The sequence below is a fragment of the Hydrogenophaga sp. genome (genome assembly GCF_030158645.1).
Taxonomy (GTDB): domain Bacteria; phylum Pseudomonadota; class Gammaproteobacteria; order Burkholderiales; family Burkholderiaceae_C; genus Hydrogenophaga.
The window spans coordinates 48386-65926 of the sequence record NZ_JAOASO010000043.1; the positions used below are offsets into that span (position 1 = coordinate 48386).

The 17541-nt window shown below is 66.6% G+C and carries 17 protein-coding genes; 4 read left to right on the top strand and 13 right to left on the bottom strand.

What is annotated here, in order from left to right:
- The first annotated feature begins 9 nt into the window (after window positions 1–9).
- Window positions 10–777 (top strand): serine O-acetyltransferase, encoded by a 768-nt coding sequence (cysE, locus tag Q1W68_RS04920; RefSeq protein ID WP_300715736.1) that lies wholly within the window; start codon window positions 10–12, stop codon window positions 775–777.
- 209 nt (window positions 778–986) lie between these two features.
- Here cysE and Q1W68_RS04925 read toward each other — a convergent pair whose 3' ends face one another.
- The 3 genes from Q1W68_RS04925 to yjgA are packed head-to-tail and all read right to left on the bottom strand — an operon-like array spanning window position 987 to window position 2739.
- A complete protein-coding gene (locus tag Q1W68_RS04925) occupies window positions 987–1463 on the bottom strand; it encodes a peptidylprolyl isomerase (protein WP_056273892.1) in 477 nt (158 codons plus the stop codon).
- A 20-nt stretch (window positions 1464–1483) separates the two neighbouring features.
- On the bottom strand, window positions 1484–2089 hold the full coding sequence (gene mog / locus Q1W68_RS04930) for a molybdopterin adenylyltransferase (RefSeq protein WP_300715737.1): 606 nt from the start codon (window positions 2087–2089) through the stop codon (window positions 1484–1486).
- Window positions 2086–2739: a ribosome biogenesis factor YjgA gene (gene yjgA / locus Q1W68_RS04935; protein ID WP_300649712.1), complete on the bottom strand. Its 654-nt coding sequence runs from the start codon at window positions 2737–2739 to the stop codon at window positions 2086–2088. Before yjgA ends, mog begins: the two co-directional genes overlap by 4 nt.
- Window positions 2740–2836: 97 nt before the next feature.
- Between yjgA and pmbA the strand changes: the two genes are divergently transcribed.
- The 3 genes from pmbA (at window position 2837) to Q1W68_RS04950 (ending at window position 7188) form a co-directional block, all read left to right on the top strand.
- Window positions 2837–4267 carry a metalloprotease PmbA gene (pmbA, locus tag Q1W68_RS04940; RefSeq protein ID WP_300715738.1) on the top strand — a complete coding sequence of 477 codons (1431 nt, stop codon included), beginning with the start codon at window positions 2837–2839 and terminating at the stop codon, window positions 4265–4267.
- 35 nt (window positions 4268–4302) lie between these two features.
- Window positions 4303–5190, top strand: coding sequence for a DMT family transporter (locus Q1W68_RS04945; protein WP_300653259.1), 888 nt, complete (start codon window positions 4303–4305; stop codon window positions 5188–5190).
- Window positions 5191–5343: 153 nt separating this feature from the next.
- Window positions 5344–7188 carry a hypothetical protein gene (locus tag Q1W68_RS04950; RefSeq protein WP_300653257.1) on the top strand — a complete coding sequence of 615 codons (1845 nt, stop codon included), beginning with the start codon at window positions 5344–5346 and terminating at the stop codon, window positions 7186–7188.
- An 81-nt stretch (window positions 7189–7269) separates the two neighbouring features.
- Here the strand turns inward: Q1W68_RS04950 and Q1W68_RS04955 are convergent, their stop codons facing one another.
- From Q1W68_RS04955 to Q1W68_RS05000, 10 genes are all read right to left on the bottom strand, one after another.
- On the bottom strand, window positions 7270–7722 hold the full coding sequence (locus Q1W68_RS04955) for a GatB/YqeY domain-containing protein (RefSeq protein WP_300658383.1): 453 nt from the start codon (window positions 7720–7722) through the stop codon (window positions 7270–7272).
- Between the two features lie 105 nt (window positions 7723–7827).
- A complete protein-coding gene (gene rpsU / locus Q1W68_RS04960; protein ID WP_056273869.1) occupies window positions 7828–8040 on the bottom strand; it encodes a 30S ribosomal protein S21 in 213 nt (70 codons plus the stop codon).
- A 138-nt stretch (window positions 8041–8178) separates the two neighbouring features.
- Window positions 8179–9396 (bottom strand): NAD(P)/FAD-dependent oxidoreductase, encoded by a 1218-nt coding sequence (locus tag Q1W68_RS04965; RefSeq protein ID WP_300715739.1) that lies wholly within the window; start codon window positions 9394–9396, stop codon window positions 8179–8181.
- A 26-nt stretch (window positions 9397–9422) separates the two neighbouring features.
- Window positions 9423–10109, bottom strand: a complete 687-nt coding sequence (locus tag Q1W68_RS04970; protein WP_300652350.1) for a methyl-accepting chemotaxis protein — start codon at window positions 10107–10109, stop codon at window positions 9423–9425.
- Between the two features lie 73 nt (window positions 10110–10182).
- The gene (locus Q1W68_RS04975; RefSeq protein ID WP_300715740.1) at window positions 10183–11310 is read right to left on the bottom strand and encodes a sterol desaturase family protein; all 1128 of its coding nucleotides are present in this window, start codon (window positions 11308–11310) and stop codon (window positions 10183–10185) included.
- A gap of 68 nt (window positions 11311–11378) precedes the next feature.
- A complete protein-coding gene (gene cobA / locus Q1W68_RS04980; RefSeq protein ID WP_300715741.1) occupies window positions 11379–12164 on the bottom strand; it encodes a uroporphyrinogen-III C-methyltransferase in 786 nt (261 codons plus the stop codon).
- Window positions 12148–13077, bottom strand: coding sequence for a DNA-binding protein YbiB (ybiB, locus tag Q1W68_RS04985; protein WP_300715742.1), 930 nt, complete (start codon window positions 13075–13077; stop codon window positions 12148–12150). Before ybiB ends, cobA begins: the two co-directional genes overlap by 17 nt.
- A 57-nt stretch (window positions 13078–13134) precedes the next feature.
- Complete coding sequence (locus Q1W68_RS04990; RefSeq protein WP_300715743.1) at window positions 13135–15993, bottom strand: nitrate reductase; 2859 nt, start codon at window positions 15991–15993, stop codon at window positions 13135–13137.
- Window positions 15990–16373 (bottom strand): nitrite reductase small subunit NirD, encoded by a 384-nt coding sequence (gene nirD, locus Q1W68_RS04995; RefSeq protein ID WP_300649306.1) that lies wholly within the window; start codon window positions 16371–16373, stop codon window positions 15990–15992. Before nirD ends, Q1W68_RS04990 begins: the two co-directional genes overlap by 4 nt.
- Window positions 16370–17541 (bottom strand): (2Fe-2S)-binding protein (locus Q1W68_RS05000; protein ID WP_300715745.1); only part of this gene is annotated, 1172 nt, incomplete at its 5' end. The genes Q1W68_RS05000 and nirD, both read right to left, overlap by 4 nt.

Below are 17541 nucleotides of genomic sequence, written 5' to 3' on the forward strand. Positions count from 1 at the left end.
ACTGCCGCCATGTTTGCCCGCCTCCGCTCCGACATCCAGTGTGTTCTAGACCGCGACCCCGCTGCGCGCAGCGTGTTTGAAGTCGTCACCTGCTACCCCGGCCTGCACGCGGTCTGGCTGCACCGCCCGGCCCACTGGTGCTGGAACCACGGCTTCAAGTGGATGGGCCGTTTCATCTCGCACGTCGCGCGGTTCGCCACCGGCATCGAGATCCACCCCGGCGCCAAGGTGGGAGAGCGCGTGTTCTTCGACCACGCCATGGGCGTGGTGGTGGGTGAAACCGCCGAGATCGGTGATGGCTGCACCATCTACCAGGGCGTGACGCTGGGCGGCACCTCGCTCTACAAGGGCACCAAGCGCCACCCCACGCTGGGCAAGGACGTGGTGGTGAGCGCGGGCGCCAAGGTGCTGGGTGGTTTTCTGGTGGGCGACGGCGCCAAGATCGGCAGCAACGCGGTGGTGATCAAGCCGGTGCCGGCGGGCGCCACGGCGGTGGGCATCCCGGCCCGCATCATCCCCAGCAAAACCGGCGAGAGCGCCGACGTGACCGACCCGAAGTTCCAGGCCTACGGCATCACCCAGGAAGACGATCCGCTCTCACAGGCCATGCGCGGACTGATCGACACCACCGCGAGTCAGGAGCACCAGATCGCGCTGCTGTGGTGCGCGATCGAAAAGCTGTCTCAGTCGTCGCGTGATGGCGACTGCGTGCCCAAAGACGCGGCGCGCGAAGAGTGCTTTGAAGCCGACAAGCTCAACCAGCTGATCGGGAAATAGAGAACACCCCCGCGCCGCGCCTGCGGCGCGTCACCCCCTCAAGGGGGCGGCATCTGCGGCCCGGCAAAGCCGGTTCCGCGATGCCCTTGGACAACTCCCCCTCCGGCGCGACGTGTCTGTGATCAAGGATGCCGTGGAACTGGCTCTGCCAGGCCACAGGCATCGCCCCCTTGAGGGGGTGACGCGCCGCAGGCGCGGCGCGGGGGTGTTCAATGATGATGTCCGTGCGCGCCGTGCGCATGGCCGTGTGAAATCTCTTCCGCACTCGCCGCTTTCACATCCACCACCTTGACGGCGAACTTCAGTGTCTGCCCGGCCATGGGGTGGTTGCCGTCCAGGTGCACCGTGTCGCCCTTGATCTTCATCACGGTGAACACGTGCTGCTGGCCTTTGTCGTCGCTGCCTTCGAGCTGACCGCCGACCTTCACGCCCGGTGGAAAGTCGCGCTTGGGCATGGTGGTCACCAGGCTCTCGTCGCGCACGCCGAACGCGTCTTCGGGCGGCAGCACCAGCGTGGCGGCGAAGCCGGGCTCCTGGCCTTCCAGCGCCTTCTCGATGCCCGGCAGCGTGTTGCCGTAGCCGCCGTGCAAATACGCGCGCGGCTCCTTGCCGTCTTCGAGCACCTTGCCCTGGGCATCGGTGGCGCGGAAGGTGAGGGTGACGATGGTGTCTTTGGTGATCTTCATGTTGTGTCTCGCAAACAGGTTCAGCGCGCAGGGCGCATGGCGGATTTGGGGCGGAAGGCCTTGCAGACCTCGTCGTTGGTTTCGAGGTAGGGCCCGCCGATGAGGTCGATGCAGTAGGGCACGGCGGCAAAGATGCCGTTGACCTTCTGCGAGCCGTCGGCGTTCTTCAAACCTTCCAGCGTTTCGGCAATCGCCTTGGGCTGGCCTGGCAGGTTCAGGATCAGGCTCTGGTCGCGGATCACGGCCACTTGGCGCGAGAGGATGGCAGTGGGCACAAAGGTCAGGCTGATCTGGCGCATCTGTTCGCCAAAGCCCGGCATCTCCTTGTGCGCCACGGCCAGCGTGGCCTCGGGCGTCACGTCGCGCAGCGCCGGGCCGGTGCCGCCGGTGGTGAGCACGAGTGAGCAGCCCGCCTCGACCAACTCGATCAGCGTGGCGCTGATGCGCTCCACCTCGTCGGGGATCAGGCGGGGCTCGAAGGTGATGGGGTTTTTGAGCGCGCGCGTGAGCCACTCCTGCAGCGCGGGCAGCCCCTTGTCTTCGTACACACCGGTGCTGGCGCGGTCGCTGATGGACACGATGCCGATGCGCACCGGGTCTTCTTGTGGACGGGTGGTTTCGTTCATGCGGGGTCTTCTTCCACCGGCGCATCGGGTTCGTCCGAGCCCTGGTTCAACGCGGCCTTGACCAGCTGGAAAATTTCGCGGTAGGCCTTGCCGTGGCGCACCGCTTCACCGGCGCGCTCCAGCGCCTCGTTGGCCTGCGCGTCCTTGCGGGCCTGGCGGATCAGCGCGCGCAGTTGTTGCACGTCGGTGTCCGGCGCCTGTTCCAGCCAGCGCGTGAGCGCGTCGTCGTTGGCGATGAGTTGGTCGCGCCATTGTTCGGCCAGGTGCAGCGACAAGGTGCCTTTGGCGGACCCCTTGTTCTGCTCGTCCAGTGCGGCTTCCACCTCGGCCAGCGTGGCTTCGCTCACGCCGCGCATGAGCTTGCCGATGTACTGCATCTGGCGGCGGCGGCCTTCAAAGTTGGTGATTTTCTTGCAGTCGTTGACCGCGTCCACCAGTTTCTCCGACAGGTCGAGCCGCTTCATCAGGTCGGCGCGCAGCGTGAGCAGGCTCTCGCCGAGCTGTTGCAGCCGATCGCTGTACTTTTTGAGATCGGTCTTGCTCATGTCGTCGGAACCCTTGAGCTCGCGCTTGAGTTCCAGGTCCAGCTCGCTGCCCAGGGCGACGAACTGGCCGCGGACGAAATAGCCTTTGGTGGGTTTGCGGGACATGTGGGGTCTCAAAAGGGGAGGGCTGCACGCTGGGCAGCATGGGCATCTGCGCGCGATGCAGCGCCCGGGTAGGGCGGCCAGTATCATAGCCGTCGATATGAAAAATGCCCCCCACACCCCGGCCCAGCCCACCGCCTCAAGCTCGGCCAACGCCCCGCTCCCCGGTTTCCAGTACGCCCGCAGCCAGTTTGAAGAGCTGGTCGATCTCGCCCTGTCGCACGCCCAACAGCTCGGCGCGGCCGATGCCGCCGCCGAGGTGTCCGAAGGCGCTGGCCTGAGCGTGTCGGTGCGCAAGGGCGAGCTGGAGAACGTGGAGCGCAACCGCGACAAGTCGCTCGGCGTCACGGTGTACCTGGGCCAGAAACGCGGCAACGCGTCCACCTCCGATTTCTCCGCCGCTGCGGTGCGCCAGACGGTGCAGGCCGCTTATGACATCGCCCGCTTCACCGCCGAAGACCCCATGGCCGGCCTGCCCGACGTGGCCGATGTGGCCGACAGCTACCTCGACCTTGACCTGTTCCACCCCTGGGCGCTGAACTCCGAAGAGGCCATGCGCATCGCGCTGGAATGCGAAGCCGCGGCCTTTGCCACCAGCAAGAAGATCAACAACAGCGAAGGCGCCGGCGTGTCGGCCCAGCAGTCGCACTTTTTCACCGCCCACATGCGCGACGGTGCGCGCTCGGGTGCCGGCATCTTCAGCGGCGGTTACGCCAGCTCGCGCCACAGCCTGTCGGTGGCACCCATCGCAGGCAAAGGCGCCAACATGCAGCGCGACTATTGGTACAGCTCGCAGCGTTCGCCGCAAGACCTGGCTTCTCCGCAGGCCGTGGGCCGCTACGCCGCCGAACGCACCCTCGCGCGCCTGAACGGCCGCAAGATCGCCACCACCGAATGCCCGGTGCTGTTCGAGTCGCCCATGGCCGCCGGCCTGCTGGGCGCCTACGTGCAGGCCACCAGCGGCGGCGCGCTCTACCGCAACACCACCTTTTTGCCCAACAGCCTGGGCAAGCGCGTGCTGGCCAAACACATCGACATTCTCGAAGACCCTCACCTGCGCAACGGCAAGGGAAGCTCGCCGTTCGACGATGAAGGCGTGCGCACGGCCAAGCGCAAGGTGGTGTCGGCCGGCAAGGTGCAGGGCTACTTTCTGTCCACCTACTCGGCGCGCAAGCTCGGCATGCGCACCACCGGCAACGCGGGCGGTTCGCACAACCTCACGCTCACCAGCCGCCTCACGCAGCCCGGTGACGACCTGCGCGCCATGCTCCAGAAGCTCGGCCGCGGTCTGATGGTCACCGAGCTCATGGGCCAGGGCGTGAACTACGTGACCGGCGACTATTCGCGCGGCGCCTCGGGCTACTGGGTGGAGAACGGCGAGATCGCTTACCCGGTGCACGAGATCACCATCGCCGGCAACTTGAAAGACATGTTTCAAGGCATCGAGGCGGTGGGTGCGGATGCGTACAACTTCGGCGCCAAGACGGTGGGCTCGATCCTGGTCAACCGGATGAAGATCGCCGGCAGCTGATGTAGTCGACGGCCACCGGCCACCCCGAATTCACCATGCGCCCCGAGGCCCTCGCCCTGCTCGCGGCGGGCTGCTGGGCGATCGCCAGCCTCTTTTCGGCGCCCGCGGCGCAGCGCTTGGGCGCGTTTGCCTTCAGCCGCTGGCGCATGCTGTTTGCCAGCCTCATCTTGTGGTGCATTGCCCTGTCCACCGGCGGCTGGCGCGGCTTGCACGCGTCCGCCATCGGGCTGCTGGCGGTGTCCGGCGTGATCGGTATCTTCATTGGCGACACCGCGCTGTTCGCCTGCATGAACCGGCTCGGACCGCGCCGCTCGGGCGTGTTGTTTGCCACGCACGCCCTGTTTTCGGCATTGATCGCGTGGATGGTGCTGGGCGAAAATTTGTGGGGCTGGTCGCTGGTGGGCAGTGGATTGCTCGTGAGTGGTGTGATGCTGGCCATCGTGTGGGGCCGACGCGGCGATGAACAACACGGCTGGGAGCAGACCCGGGGCCGCCTGGTGGTGGGGGTCGCGCTGGGACTGCTGGCGGCGCTGTGCCAGTCGGTGGCCACGCTGATGCTCAAGCCGCTCATGACCACGGGCATCGATGCCGTGGCGGGCTCGGCGGTGCGCATGAGCACGGCCTTGCTGTCCCATGTGGCGCTGCTGGCTTGCGGCTGGGCTGGTGCCCGTGCCCAGGCCCGCGTCCGACTGCAGGATGCGGCCCTGACCTTCGCCAGCGCCGCCGTCGCGATGGCGCTGGGCATGACGCTGATCCTGCAGGCCATGAAGCACGGCCAGGCAGGGCTGGTGGCCATTCTGTCGTCGGTGACACCGATCCTGATCCTGCCCGCGCTCTGGTTGGTGTACAGGCGCCGTCCCGCCTGGGGCGCCTGGGCGGGCGCTGCGCTGGCCGTGGCGGGAACCGCGCTGACCCTGCGCTGAGCGCAGCGAGGCGGGGGCATGAGGCGTTGACCCGACCCTCAGCCTCTTGCGGCGCTGCTACTGCCGAGGCGTTATTGCGATCCGGCGGCATCGTCGATACGGTCGATTCCCTCACAACTTCGGGAGGGTGTCATGTCACCAGCAGGTTCTTCCATGGGCGCCGCAGGTCGCGCGAAAGTCGGCAGGCGTTTTGATCGGCTGTGGCGCCACCTGCAGGTGCTCGCAGCAACTGCGGCGATGGGTGGGTTCATCGGGCAAGCCCAGGCCACGTTCCCCGGCGAGAACGGCGTCATCGTGTTCAACAGCGGTGGGTCGGAATCCATCATCGGCAGGGTCTCGCCCGGCAGCAGCACCGTCACCATGCTGACCCAGGGATACGCGCCCAAGGTGTCGCCCAACGGGAAAAAAGTGGCGTTTCTGAGGGGCAAGTACAGAGACCTCAAAGACGTTTACGTGATGAACATCGACGGCTCCGGCGTCGTCAAGTTGACCGAAACCCCGGTGGCGACCGCGGTGGCGTGGTTCTCCGACGGAACCAGGTTGGCCTACACGGTGGCCGCATCCACACTCGCCATGGCGGACCTCTGGACCATGAGGGCGGATGGCACCGACAAAATCCGCGTCCGCGCGTTGACGGAGGCGCTGTACGGGATGGATTGGTCACCGTCGAGCGACGCGTTTGTCTTCGCCGGGACCGGCTACGTCTACGTGGCGGACATGGTGAACCCGCTGTCGAATCCGATTCATCCAGGCCACATGCCTTCCTGGGCGCCGGACGGAAAGAAGATCGTCTTTGGTGGAAGTCAGGGCTACCAGGGTCTTGCAGAAATCAGGCCAGACGGGACAGGCTATCGCGTGTTGCCGCCTGACAATACCTTCACAGGGACCAACGCCATCTCCCCAGATGGCACGCTCATCGCTGGTGGTATCGCTTCGAACGGGTCTCAATTGGCGACCCGTGCCCCCGCCGGCGTCCCCACCACGTTCACCTGGCCCACCGCCGTCGGTAACGTGGATTGGGGTCGGGTGCCGAAGAACTGTTTTGCCAGCACGCCGGAGGGCGGTGGCGGGGTGCTGGCCGACGATGTGGATGCCTACGCAGACCAATGCGCCATCGCCCTTGTGCCCGAACCCGTGGCCAGCGGTGTGCTGGCGCAGGCGGTGGCGGTGGGGTCCAATGGACGCGTCCATGCCCGCACGCTGAAGGCCAATCCCTCGGGCGGCAATCCTGTGTGGGGCCCTTTCACGGTGATCCCCGGCTTGTCGGGCAACCCCGATGGTGTGAGCGCGAAAAAACTCGCCATCGCGGCGGCCAGGGACGGCAGTTTCCAGGTGGCCATCACCATCGCCGGCGACAACACGGTGGCCCACGCCCTGCAGTACCCCAACGGCACCTGGTCCGGTTTCAGCCGCCTGGACGGCTTCTCGGGGTCTCCCGATTTCCAGGCTCGCGATGTCGCCATCGCCATCAATGGAAGTTCGGCCAGTTCAGCGGGCAACGCGCAGGTGATCGCCAACGGTCTGGTGGGCGGCAGCGTGTTTCACCGGGTCCGTTGGCCGGCGGGCAACTGGACACCCTTTTCGCAGGTGCCCGGTGCGCAAACGTTGGACACACAGGCGCTGGCCATCGCTTCCTCGGACGATCTCAACACGAACCTGCTGGTCATCACGACCCAGGGCATCGTCAAACAGGTGCTTCGGGATCCGGACGGGAACTGGGGTGGCTGGGTCAACGTGGGAACACCGTTGGGCATGCAGTTCAACGAGGCCAGCGACGTGGCGATCACACGCACCGAACTGGCGGGCAACCCCGCCCATGTCATGTTGTTGGACTCGAAGAGCCGGGCGTACTTCCAGGTGCGCGCCCATCCGAATCTGGCGGCTTCCTGGCAGGGGGTTGTGCCCACCGTGAGCGTCACCACCGACGGTCGAACGGTGTCGATCTCTTCTGCGGGGAGCGGGAGCATCCTGCTGACCACGCGCGTTGACCCGCCGTGAGCCCTTGGGCATTCGATGCGCTGCGCAGCGGCCCGCGCGCTGCGCCTGGTTCTGAAGCTTGCGCCGGAGCCCGGTTTTGGGTCAGCCAGCCAGCGCAGCCTTGACCGCCGCTGACACCATGCCCATGTCGGCCTTGCCGGCCAGGCGTGTTTTCACCGCGCCCATGACCTTGCCCATGTCGCCGGGACCGGTTGCGCCGAGCTCGGCCACGATGGCCTTCACTTCGGCAGTCACCTCTTCGGCCGAGAGGCGTGCGGGCAGGTAGGCCTGCAACACCTTCAGCTCGGCGCTTTCCTTGTCGGCCAGGTCCATGCGCTCGGCCTTGGTGAAGGCTTCGATGCTGTCCTTGCGCTGCTTGATCAGCTTGTCGACGATGGCGACCACCATGGCGTCGTCGAGCTCCACGCGGTCGTCCACTTCCTTCTGCTTCATGGTTATCGCTGAGATAAGCAGACGGATGGTGCCCAGGCGCTCGCTGTCCTTGGCGCGCATGGCGGCCTTCATGTCTTCGGTGATCTGTTCCTTGAGGCTCATGGGGACTCCTGTGGGTGGTGAAGAGAATGTTCAGGAAACAAAAAAGCCCGCTTGAACGTCTTCCAGCGGGCTTTTGGGCAACCGGGCGAACCCGGCGGCACAGACTCAGTACAGCTTCTTGGGCAGCTGCATCGAGCGCACACGCTTGTAGTGGCGCTTGACGGCGGCGGCCTTCTTGCGCTTGCGCTCGGCGGTGGGCTTTTCGTAAAACTCACGGGCGCGCAGGTCGGTCAGCAAGCCGAGCTTTTCGATGGTGCGCTTGAAACGGCGCAGAGCGACGTCGAAGGGTTCGTTGTCTTTTACACGGATGGTCGTCATGGGCGAGAAATGTCCAGAATGCGCGGAAAGAGGATGTTCGGGAAGATCGGGCCCAAGCGTCGTATCCGCAAAATGCCCCGTCGTTAACTAGTATTGGCAGACGGGGATTTGCCAGCAAAGCCTTGGATTATAGCCACTTCAATCCGATTGGCTACCCAGAGCCAGCGCGCACGCATGCGCACTCGCCCAGGCCCACTGGAAGTTGTAACCGCCCAGCCAGCCGGTCACATCCACCACCTCGCCAATGAAATACAGGCCCGGTTGCTTCGATTCCAGGGTTTGCGACGAGAGATCGCGTGTGTCCACCCCGCCCAGCGTCACTTCGGCTTTTTTGTAGCCCTCGGTGCCGGTGGGGGTGATTTCCCAGCGGGAGAGGCGCTCGGCCAGCCGGGTCAGGGCCTTGTCGGACGCTTCGGCCACCGGCCGTTGCCAGTCGGCGTCCTGCTGGACCCAGGCGTCGGCCAGGCGGCTGGGCACGAGGCCGGCGAGTTCGTTGACCAGCAGTTTGCGGGAAGAGGCCTTGGCGCGCGCCAGGGCAGCGGGCAGGTCGGCGTCGGGCGCCAGGTTGAGGCGGATCGGCGTGCCTTCTTGCCAGTAGCTGGAGATCTGCAGCACGGCCGGGCCGGAGAGGCCACGGTGGGTGAAGAGCAGGTCTTCCAGAAATGCCATCTGCGTTTTTTTCTGACCGGTCTCGATGCGCACAGGCAGCGCCAGACCGGACAGCTCGGCGTATGGCGACCAATGGTCGCCGTCGAAGGTCATGGGCACCAGGCCCGGACGTGGCTCGACCAGGCGCAAGCCGAACTGCTTCGCCAGCCGAAAGCCGAAGTCGGTGGCACCAATCTTGGGGATGGACAGGCCGCCGGTGGCCACCACCACGGAGCGGCTGCGCACCGGGCCGCGGTCGGTGTCGAGCTCGTACACGCCGTCGCCGTCCACCCGAATGGCCTTCACGCCACAAGGTTGCCAGCGCTGCACGCCGCCCGCATCGCACTCGCGCAGCAGCATCTCGATCAGGTCTTCGGCCGAGCGGTCGCAGAACAGCTGGCCTTTGTGCTTTTCATGAAAGGCAATGCCGTGCCGCTGCAGCAGCCCGATGAAATTGGCAGGCGTGTAGCGCGATAGCGCCGAGCGGCAGAAGTTCGGGTTGGCGCTGATGAAGTGCTTGTGCGGCGCGTGGGGGTCGAGGTCGCGGTTGGTGAAATTGGCGCGCCCGCCGCCCGAGATGCGGATCTTTTCGGCCACCTTCTCGCTGTGGTCGAGCACGAGCACCCGCAGGCCTCGTTGACCGGCGATACCGGCACAGAAGAGGCCGGCGGCGCCAGCGCCGATGACGATGGCGTCGAAGTTTTGCATGGCGCGCAGTGTAGGCGCCCCGGCGTTCAGCCGTTGCTTCGGCTTCGCTCCGCCAGCACGGCCGCCTTGCGGGTGAGACGGTCGATTTCCCCGGTGATGTCCGACAGCACGTTGGCCACTACCGCGAATTCGCGGCCGTGTTGCCCGGCCCGCGCGGCGATCACCTGCGCGTTGAAGCTCACCACTTTCGCTTCCTTGGCCACGCTCTGGATGTCGTCCACGATGCCGGCGAGCTCTTTCATCATGGCGTCGGAACGGGCCTTGGCGACTTCGTCGAAGGCCGTGGTGGCGGTGTTGAGGGCTTCGAGAATGCGGTCGGTGTGACCGACCAGCTCGGCGGTGGTCGCCCCCGCGCGCGGGTTGGCGGCTCCGATCTGGTCGAGTGCACTGCGCACGAGTTGCATGAAGTCCTGAACCACGGGGCCGACCCCGCGTGGGCCCTGGTAGGTGTCGTTGATTTGGCGGGCGCTGGCGGGCTCGAGATGTGCACCGGCGTCCAGCAGATGCCGCTGACTTTCGGTGAAGATCTGCAGGCTGCGCTGGGCGGCTTGCAGCCGAACCCCATCGCCCTGCGCAGCGAGCACGGTCTGCAGGATCATGCGTTGCGACAGCATGCGCTGGCGCGCCGCGAGGTTCACCAGCGAGAGGCCCGCGATGTGGGCCGGCGTGTCGGTGCGCTGAACGGCGGTGTTGGGAGCGGCGAGTGTGGTCATGCCGAACACCAAGCAATCGCCGGGCCACGGCTGTGCGTGCCCAGCCCGCGCGTTGCGCACCAGCGTGGCGCGCTCAGCCTTTCCAGGTGAAGGGAAACGCGAGCTGCTTCAAAAAACCCTTCGGCACGTAGTCGCCCAGCACGCCGTAGCGCTCGGGCCAGACCTTGGGGCTGTTGACGGCGGTGCCGAACAGGTGGTCGAGAAAGGCGTAGTGCGCGGCGTAGTTCTTGTCGATCGCATCCGCGTCCTGGCTGTGGTGCCAGTGGTGGAAGTTGGGCGTGACGATGAGGTAGCGCAGCGGGCCCAGGCGCACGCTCACGTTGGCGTGGTTGAACACGGCCTGGAAGCCCACCACGATGATGTAGGCGTCGATCACTTCCTTGGAAAAGCCCAGCAGGTAGATGGGCCCGAGCACCAGCGTGCGCGTGATGATGGTCTCCAGGATGTGTTGGCGCGAACCGGCCATCCAGTCCATGTGTTGGGTGCTGTGGTGCACCGCGTGCAGGCGCCAGAGCAGGGGCACCTCGTGGTAGGCGCGGTGTGTCCAGTACTGCGCGAGGTCGGCCACGAGGATGATCAGCGGCAGCGCAGCCCAGAACGGCAGCGCCGCGATCCAGCCGCGCACGCCGTCCACCGGCACCCAGCCGAAGATGTTGTGCACCAGCAGGTTGGTGGCCAGCAGCATGAAGCCGATCACCAGGTGGTTGACGATGAAGTGGTGAAAGTCGGTCTGCCACTCGGGGCGGAACACCGGCTGGTCCTTGCGCAGGGCGAACAGCTTTTCAATGAAGATGAAGATCAGCGCCGAACCCAGCAGGTCGAGGATGAACCAGTCCATGCCGATGTAGGGGGTGTGGTCGGGGAAGTTCGGATCCACCTCGACCTGGTGCCCGCCCAGCAACGCGCTGAGCGTGACCAGCGCAAACGCGAAGGCCGAGAGCCAGCGCGCGCGGTTGAACAGCACGTTCACCAGGCTCAGGCCACCAGCGATCACCATGCCCCCGAAGAGCAGCTGCCGCATGAGGCCCACGTCGTACTGCTGGCGCAGCTGGGGGGTGGTGAGGTACTGCGGAAAGTGAAACGCCATCACACCGAGGAAACACAGGATGGCCAAGGACAGGGCGATGGCCCCGGTGACAAGGCCCCGACCCGGTCGCAGGGCACCGTGGCCTTCGGTGAACTGGTTGAGTTTTTTGAGCATGCAGAGGGCTCCGGAGCGCCCCGACGGGGGCGCGGCTGCGGCAGTGTAGCGGCGCCTGGCGCGCGGGTTCAGGCCGTGCGGGCGAGCGGCAGCGGCGCCTGAAGAGCGGCGATGCCGCTCACCACATCGCCCACCACGATCACCGCCGGACTGCCCAGCCCTTCGTGCTCGATGGTGGCGCGCAATTGCCCCAGCGTGGTGACGGCGTGGCGTTGTTGGGGCAGCGTGGCGTGCTGGATCACGGCCACCGGTGTGTGGGCCGGCAGGCCGGTGAGCAGTTCGGTCTGGATCTGCTGCGAGCCACTCACGCCCATGTAGATCACCAGCGTGAGCTTGGCGTCGCGCGCGGTGGCGGCCAGGGCCGGCCAGTCGGTGCCGCTGTCGCCGGGCTTGGCGTGGCCGGTGACGAACACCACGCCGTGCGCGTGTTCGCGGTGGGTGAGCGGCACACCCAGCGAGGTGAGGCTGGCCAGGCCGGCGGTGATGCCGTTGACCACCTGCACCTCGATGCCGGCGGCGCGCAGCGCTTCCACCTCTTCACCGCCACGTCCGAAGATGAAGGGGTCACCGCCCTTGAGGCGCACCACCACCTCGCCTTCGCCTGCGGCCATGACCATGAGCTTTTCAATGAAGGCCTGCGGCGTGCTCTTGCAGCCGCCGCGCTTGCCCACATGCACGATGCGCGCACGCGGTGATGCGTGGGCCAGCACCGCATCGCTCACCAGATCGTCGACCAGCAACACGGTGGCCGCGCTGATGGCCTTGACCGCTTTGAGCGTGAGCAACTCCGGATCGCCCGGGCCGGCGCCCACGAGCGAGACGGTACCGGGCAGGAACTCAGAGGGCGTGTGCATGGGCTGGGGAATCATGGTGCTCAAGCGCTCGCAAGATGTGTTCCACCTGCAGTGCGATCGGCGTGGGAATGGGCAACGAACCGTCGAGCACGGCGCGGATGTAGGCCGCGGTGCGCGCGGCGTCCACCGAGGGCAACGAAGGCAGCTGCGCGAGCGGGCCGTCTTGCTGTGGCTGCACCTCGGTGCGCTCGCCGTCGCGAAAAATTTCCATGCGCGGTGTGCGGCGCGCATCGGCTACGGGCTCGCCTTCGGTACCGCGCAGCAGCATCGCGTGTGCGCCGGTGAGTGTCCAGGTGGCGGCCATGGAACCGGCGTATTCGGGGTGGGTGTAGCTGCCCACGATGAAGGCCTGGCCCGCACACGGGTTCATGAGCTTGACCAGGCTGTGCGCCGGGTTGCGCAGGCCGACCGCACGGCGCACATCGAGCAGGCGCTTGAGGCCGGGGCACAGCACCTCCGTGGGCACAAAGGCCACGTGCCCCGACGCCAGCTTGGGCACCTGGGTGGCCGGCAACACGCCGAGCTCGGTGAAAACACGACCGGCGAACACACGTTTGTCTTCGGTGGCCGTGCCGTGCACCAGCACCGGCACACCCTGGCGCGCCAGCAGCAACGCCAGCAGGGGCGTGAGCACCGGCAGCTTGCGCGCACCGTTGTAGCTGGGCAGCACCACGGTGGTGAGGCCGTTGTCGGGCAGGCGGTGCAGGCGGGCGTGGGCAGCGTCCAGAAAGCCGGCCATCTCGTCGGGCGTTTCACCCTTGATGCGCATGGCCAGACAAAAGCCGCCCACCTCCAGGTCGGTCACCGAGCCGTCGAGCACCTGGCCCAGCAGGTCGGTGGCCTGCTCGCGCGTGAGCGAGCGGGCGCCGTCCTTGCCGCGACCGATTTCCTTGATGTAGTGGCTGATTCCCATGGCGCGCGATTGTCCGGGAAGTTTGATGACCCGGCGTTATATGTCGAAAGCCAGGGCTCAGGCGGGGAGCAGCGCCGGGGTGGCACGCACCAGGCGCTTGAGTTCGGGCACACACGATCCGCAGTTGGTGCCGCAGTGCAGGCTGGTTTGCAGTGTGGCCAGGCGCGCGTCCTCGCTGCCCTCGCAGGTGGCCAGCCGGTCGGTGATGGCCAGGTCGGTCACGTTGAAGCAGGTGCACACCTGCCGGCCCTTGGCCTCGACGGCCACCGGCGGTTGGGCGCCGGGCATGAGCAAGCGGCGGCCGTAGGCGTCGGCGGGCAGTTCGTCTTGCAGCAGCGGCTTGAGCCAGGCCTCGGCGCGCGTGTCGCCGGCCAGCACAAAGCCGTCGAGCTGCGTGACCTCACCCACACGCACCAGCCGTGCGGCGCGGTGCTGGCCCAGGCGTTTGTCGGTGTAGCGCAAGGCATCCGCCGTGTTCAGGCCGAGCAGGGCTTCGATCTGCTCGGTCAGGGCCGGGTCGGGCGCTTCGGGGGCGGCGGCGCGGAACAAGACACCGGTGCGTTCCCGACCGAACGGCACGCAAGACGCAAAAGGGAACTTCGCCATGAGTTCGCGCAAGCCCCGCTGTGCGCTCAGTGCACCGGTCTCGGGCAGCCAGGCCATGGCCAGCAGCGTCCAGGGCAGCTCGGCCTTGAGCACTTTCACTGCGGCGTGTTTGAGTTCGGGCTGTTTTGAGGACGGGCAGTATGCCGAGGTGGTGAGTGCGTTCACACCCGCGAGCACCTCGCCGGTGCTGCTCATGCCGCTCAGGTACTCGGCGCCCCAGTGCATGGCGATGAAGGCCTGCGACAGGCCGATGTCGGTCGAGCCCTGCAGTGGCACCACGATGGCGCCGCGCTTGCTGGTCACGTGCACCAGATCGCCTTCTTTCAGGCCACGGCGCACCATGTCCTGCGGGTTGAGTTGCACGGACGGCTCGGCCACATGACCGAACAGGCGGCCCAGCGTGCCGGTGCGCGTCATGCCGTGCCACTGGTCGCGCAGGCGGCCGGTGGTGAGCGAGAACGGGTAGCGCGATTCGCGCGGTTCGGCCAACGGGACGAAGGGCAGGGCAGCGAAGCGGGCTTTGCCATCGACGGTGGGGAAGACGCCGTTTTCGTAGAGGCGCTGTTTTCCCTGCGTCTCGCCGGATTTGATAGGCCATTGTTGCGGGCCTTCGTTCTCCAGTTTTTCGTAGGAGAGACCGGTGATGTCCAGGTCGCGTCCTCTTGTTGACTCGCGGTGTTCGTTCCAGATGTCTTCGGGGGTTTGGTAGGGGAAGAGGGTCTTCTCCGGCTGCACCGCAAATGGGGTCAGAGCCGAATTTCGTTGGAGGTTGTTGGCGGCATCGGGCGCTGCTGTCCTGAATTCGGATCTGACCCCATTTGCTCTCTCCAGCCGCCTCGCAAAGTCCACGACGATGCGCCAGTCGTGCCGTGCCTCACCCGGTGCGGGCACGGCCGGGCGGACGCGGCTGATGCGGCGTTCGCTGTTGGTCACGGTGCCGTCTTTCTCGCCCCAGGTGGTGGCGGGCAGCAGCAGGTCGGCGAAGTCGCAGGTGGCGGCGGTGGCGTAGGCCTCCTGCACCACGACGAACTCGGCGCGCTGCAGCGCGCGGCGCACGGTGGCCTGGTCGGGCATGGACTGGGCCGGGTTGGTGCAGGCGATCCACAGCGCCTTGACCTCGCCGTCGGCCGCCGCCTCGAACATCTCCACCGCGCTCTTGCCCGGCTTCTCGGGCACGCTCGGCACGCCCCACAGCGCGGCCACTTCCGCGCGGTGCTGCGGGTTGGCCAGGTCGCGGTGGGCGCTCAACAGGTTGGCCAGGCCGCCGACCTCGCGCCCGCCCATGGCGTTGGGCTGACCGGTGAGGCTGAAGGGGCCGGCGCCGGGTTTTCCGATCTGGCCGGTGGCCAGGTGCAGGTTGATCAGGGTGGCGTTTTTCGCGGTGCCGCTGCTGCTCTGGTTCAGGCCCTGGCAGTACAGGCTGAGCGTGGCGGCCGACTGTGCGAACCATTGGGCAGCGGTGTAGAGGTCTTCCTTTTTCAAGCCACACGCTTGCGCCACGCGTTCGGGCGTGTGCTCCCGGACCAGGGCCTTGAGCGCGTCAAACCCGGTGGTGTGCGCGGCAATGAACGCGGTATCCAACCAGCCTTCCCACAACATGACGTGCAGCAAGCCGTGGAACAGCATCACGTCGCTGCCGGGTTGCAGCGGCAGGAACAGGTCGGCGAAACCGGCGGTGTCGGTGCGGCGCGGGTCGGCCACGATCACCTTCATGGCCGGGTTGGCCTGCTTCGCTGCTTCGATGCGGCGGAACAGCACCGGGTGCGCGAAGGCCGCGTTGCTGCCGACGATGAACAGGCACTGCGCGTGGTTCACGTCGTCATAGCAGGCGGGCGGCGCATCGGCGCCCAGCGTGAGCTTGTAGCCGGCCACCGCGCTGCTCATGCACAGGCGCGAGTTGGTGTCGACGTTGTTGGTGCCGATCAGGCCCTTGGCCAGCTTGTTGAAAACGTAGTAGTCCTCGGTGAGCAGCTGGCCGCTGATGTAGAAGCCGACCGAGTCCGGGCCGTGCCGTTCGATGGTGGCGGCGAAGCGGTCGGTGGCGAGGTCGAGTGCAGCGTCCCAGCCCACGGCCTGCGCGGGGCCGCCACGTTCCACCCGTTGCAAGGGCAGCAGCAAACGCGTTTGTTGGGTGATTGCCGGCGAGGCGGTGAGGTGCAGCGTCTGGCCTTTCGTGCAAAGCCGGCCGAAGTTCGCCGGGTGGTCCGGGTCGCCGCGCACGCCGGTGATCTGGCTGCCCTCGCTGTCGATCAGCACCCCGCAGCCCACACCGCAGTAGGGGCAGGTCGAGCGGGTGGTGGTCGGGTTCATGCGGTGGCGGTCTTGCGCTGGGGGCCGGCGAGCGGGCGTGTCAGGTCGGTGGCGAGGGTTGAGAGCTCCTGTGCGTCCAGGTGCACCACGCCGTCCTCCACCTTCACCGCAAACCTCGGCGTGCAGCCCTCGTCGGGTTCTTTGGCGCAGCCGCTGTCCAGGCCGATGGTCCAGTTGTGCAGCGGGCAGGCCACGCTGGTGCCGAAGACGATGCCCTGGCTCAGCGGGCCGCCCTTGTGCGGGCAGCGGTCGAGCAGGGCGAACACCTCGTCCTGCGCGTTGCGGAACACCGCCACGTCCAGGCCTTGCTCGCGTTGCACGCAGCGCGATCCGAGCACGGGGATGTCGTCCACGCGGGCGATGGGAATCCACGCGTTCATACGATGACGCCTTCCATGGCCACGGGCTTGATCGGAATGAACTGGCGCGTGTCCACCGCCGCCTTCTGGTGCTCGAACCACGGATCGGGTTCACCGTCGAGCGCGAACTGCAGTTCCGCCCACAGCGCTTTGCGGCCCTCGTGATCGTCCAGGATCTTTTTCTTCACGTAGTCCAGGCCGACGCGGTTCACGTAGTGCACGGTCCGCTCCAGGTACCAGCCTTCCAGGCGGTAGAGCTGCATGAAGGCACCGGTGTACTCCAGCACTTCTTCGGCGGTCTTGAGCTTGGTGAAGAAGTGCGCCACCTCGGTCTTGATGCCGCCGTTGCCGGCCACGTACATCTCCCAGCCCGAGTCCACGCCGATGATGCCCACGTCCTTGATGCCGGCCTCGGCGCAGTTGCGCGGGCAGCCGCTCACGGCGAACTTCACCTTGTGCGGCGCGTACATGCGCCACATGGCGCGCTCCAGGTCCTTGCCCATCTGCGTGCTGTCCTGCGTGCCCATGCGGCACCACTCGCTGCCCACGCAGGTCTTCACCGTGCGCAGGGCCTTGGCGTAGGCGTGGCCGCTGGGCATGCCGATGTCGTTCCACACCGCCTGCAGGTCTTCTTTCTTCACGCCGAGCAAATCGATGCGCTGGCCGCCGGTGACCTTCACCGTGGGGATCTTGTACTTGTCCACCGCATCGGCGATGCGGCGCAGTTCGTCGGCCGTGGTCTCGCCGCCCCACATGCGCGGGATCACGCTGTAGGTGCCGTCCTTCTGGATGTTGGCGTGCATGCGCTCGTTGATGAAGCGGCTCTGCGGATCGTCCTTGGCTTCCTTGGGCCAGGTGCTGATCAGGTAGTAGTTCACCGCCGGGCGGCAGGTGGCGCAGCCGTTGGGCGTGCGCCAGCCCATGCCGGCGAAGACCGCGCCGGTGCTCGTGTATTTGCTCTGCCGGATCGCATCGCGCACCGCCTGGTGGCCGTGGTCGGTGCAGCCGCACATGGCCTTGAGCTTGGGCGTGGCCGAGTAGTCGCCGCCGGCGGTGAACATCAGGATCTGCTCGACCAGGCCAGTGCACGAGCCGCAGCTCGCGCTGGCCTTGGTCTGCTTGCGCACCTCTTCCAGCGTGAACAGGCCCTTGTCCTTGATGGCCTTGCAGATCGCGCCCTTGGTCACGC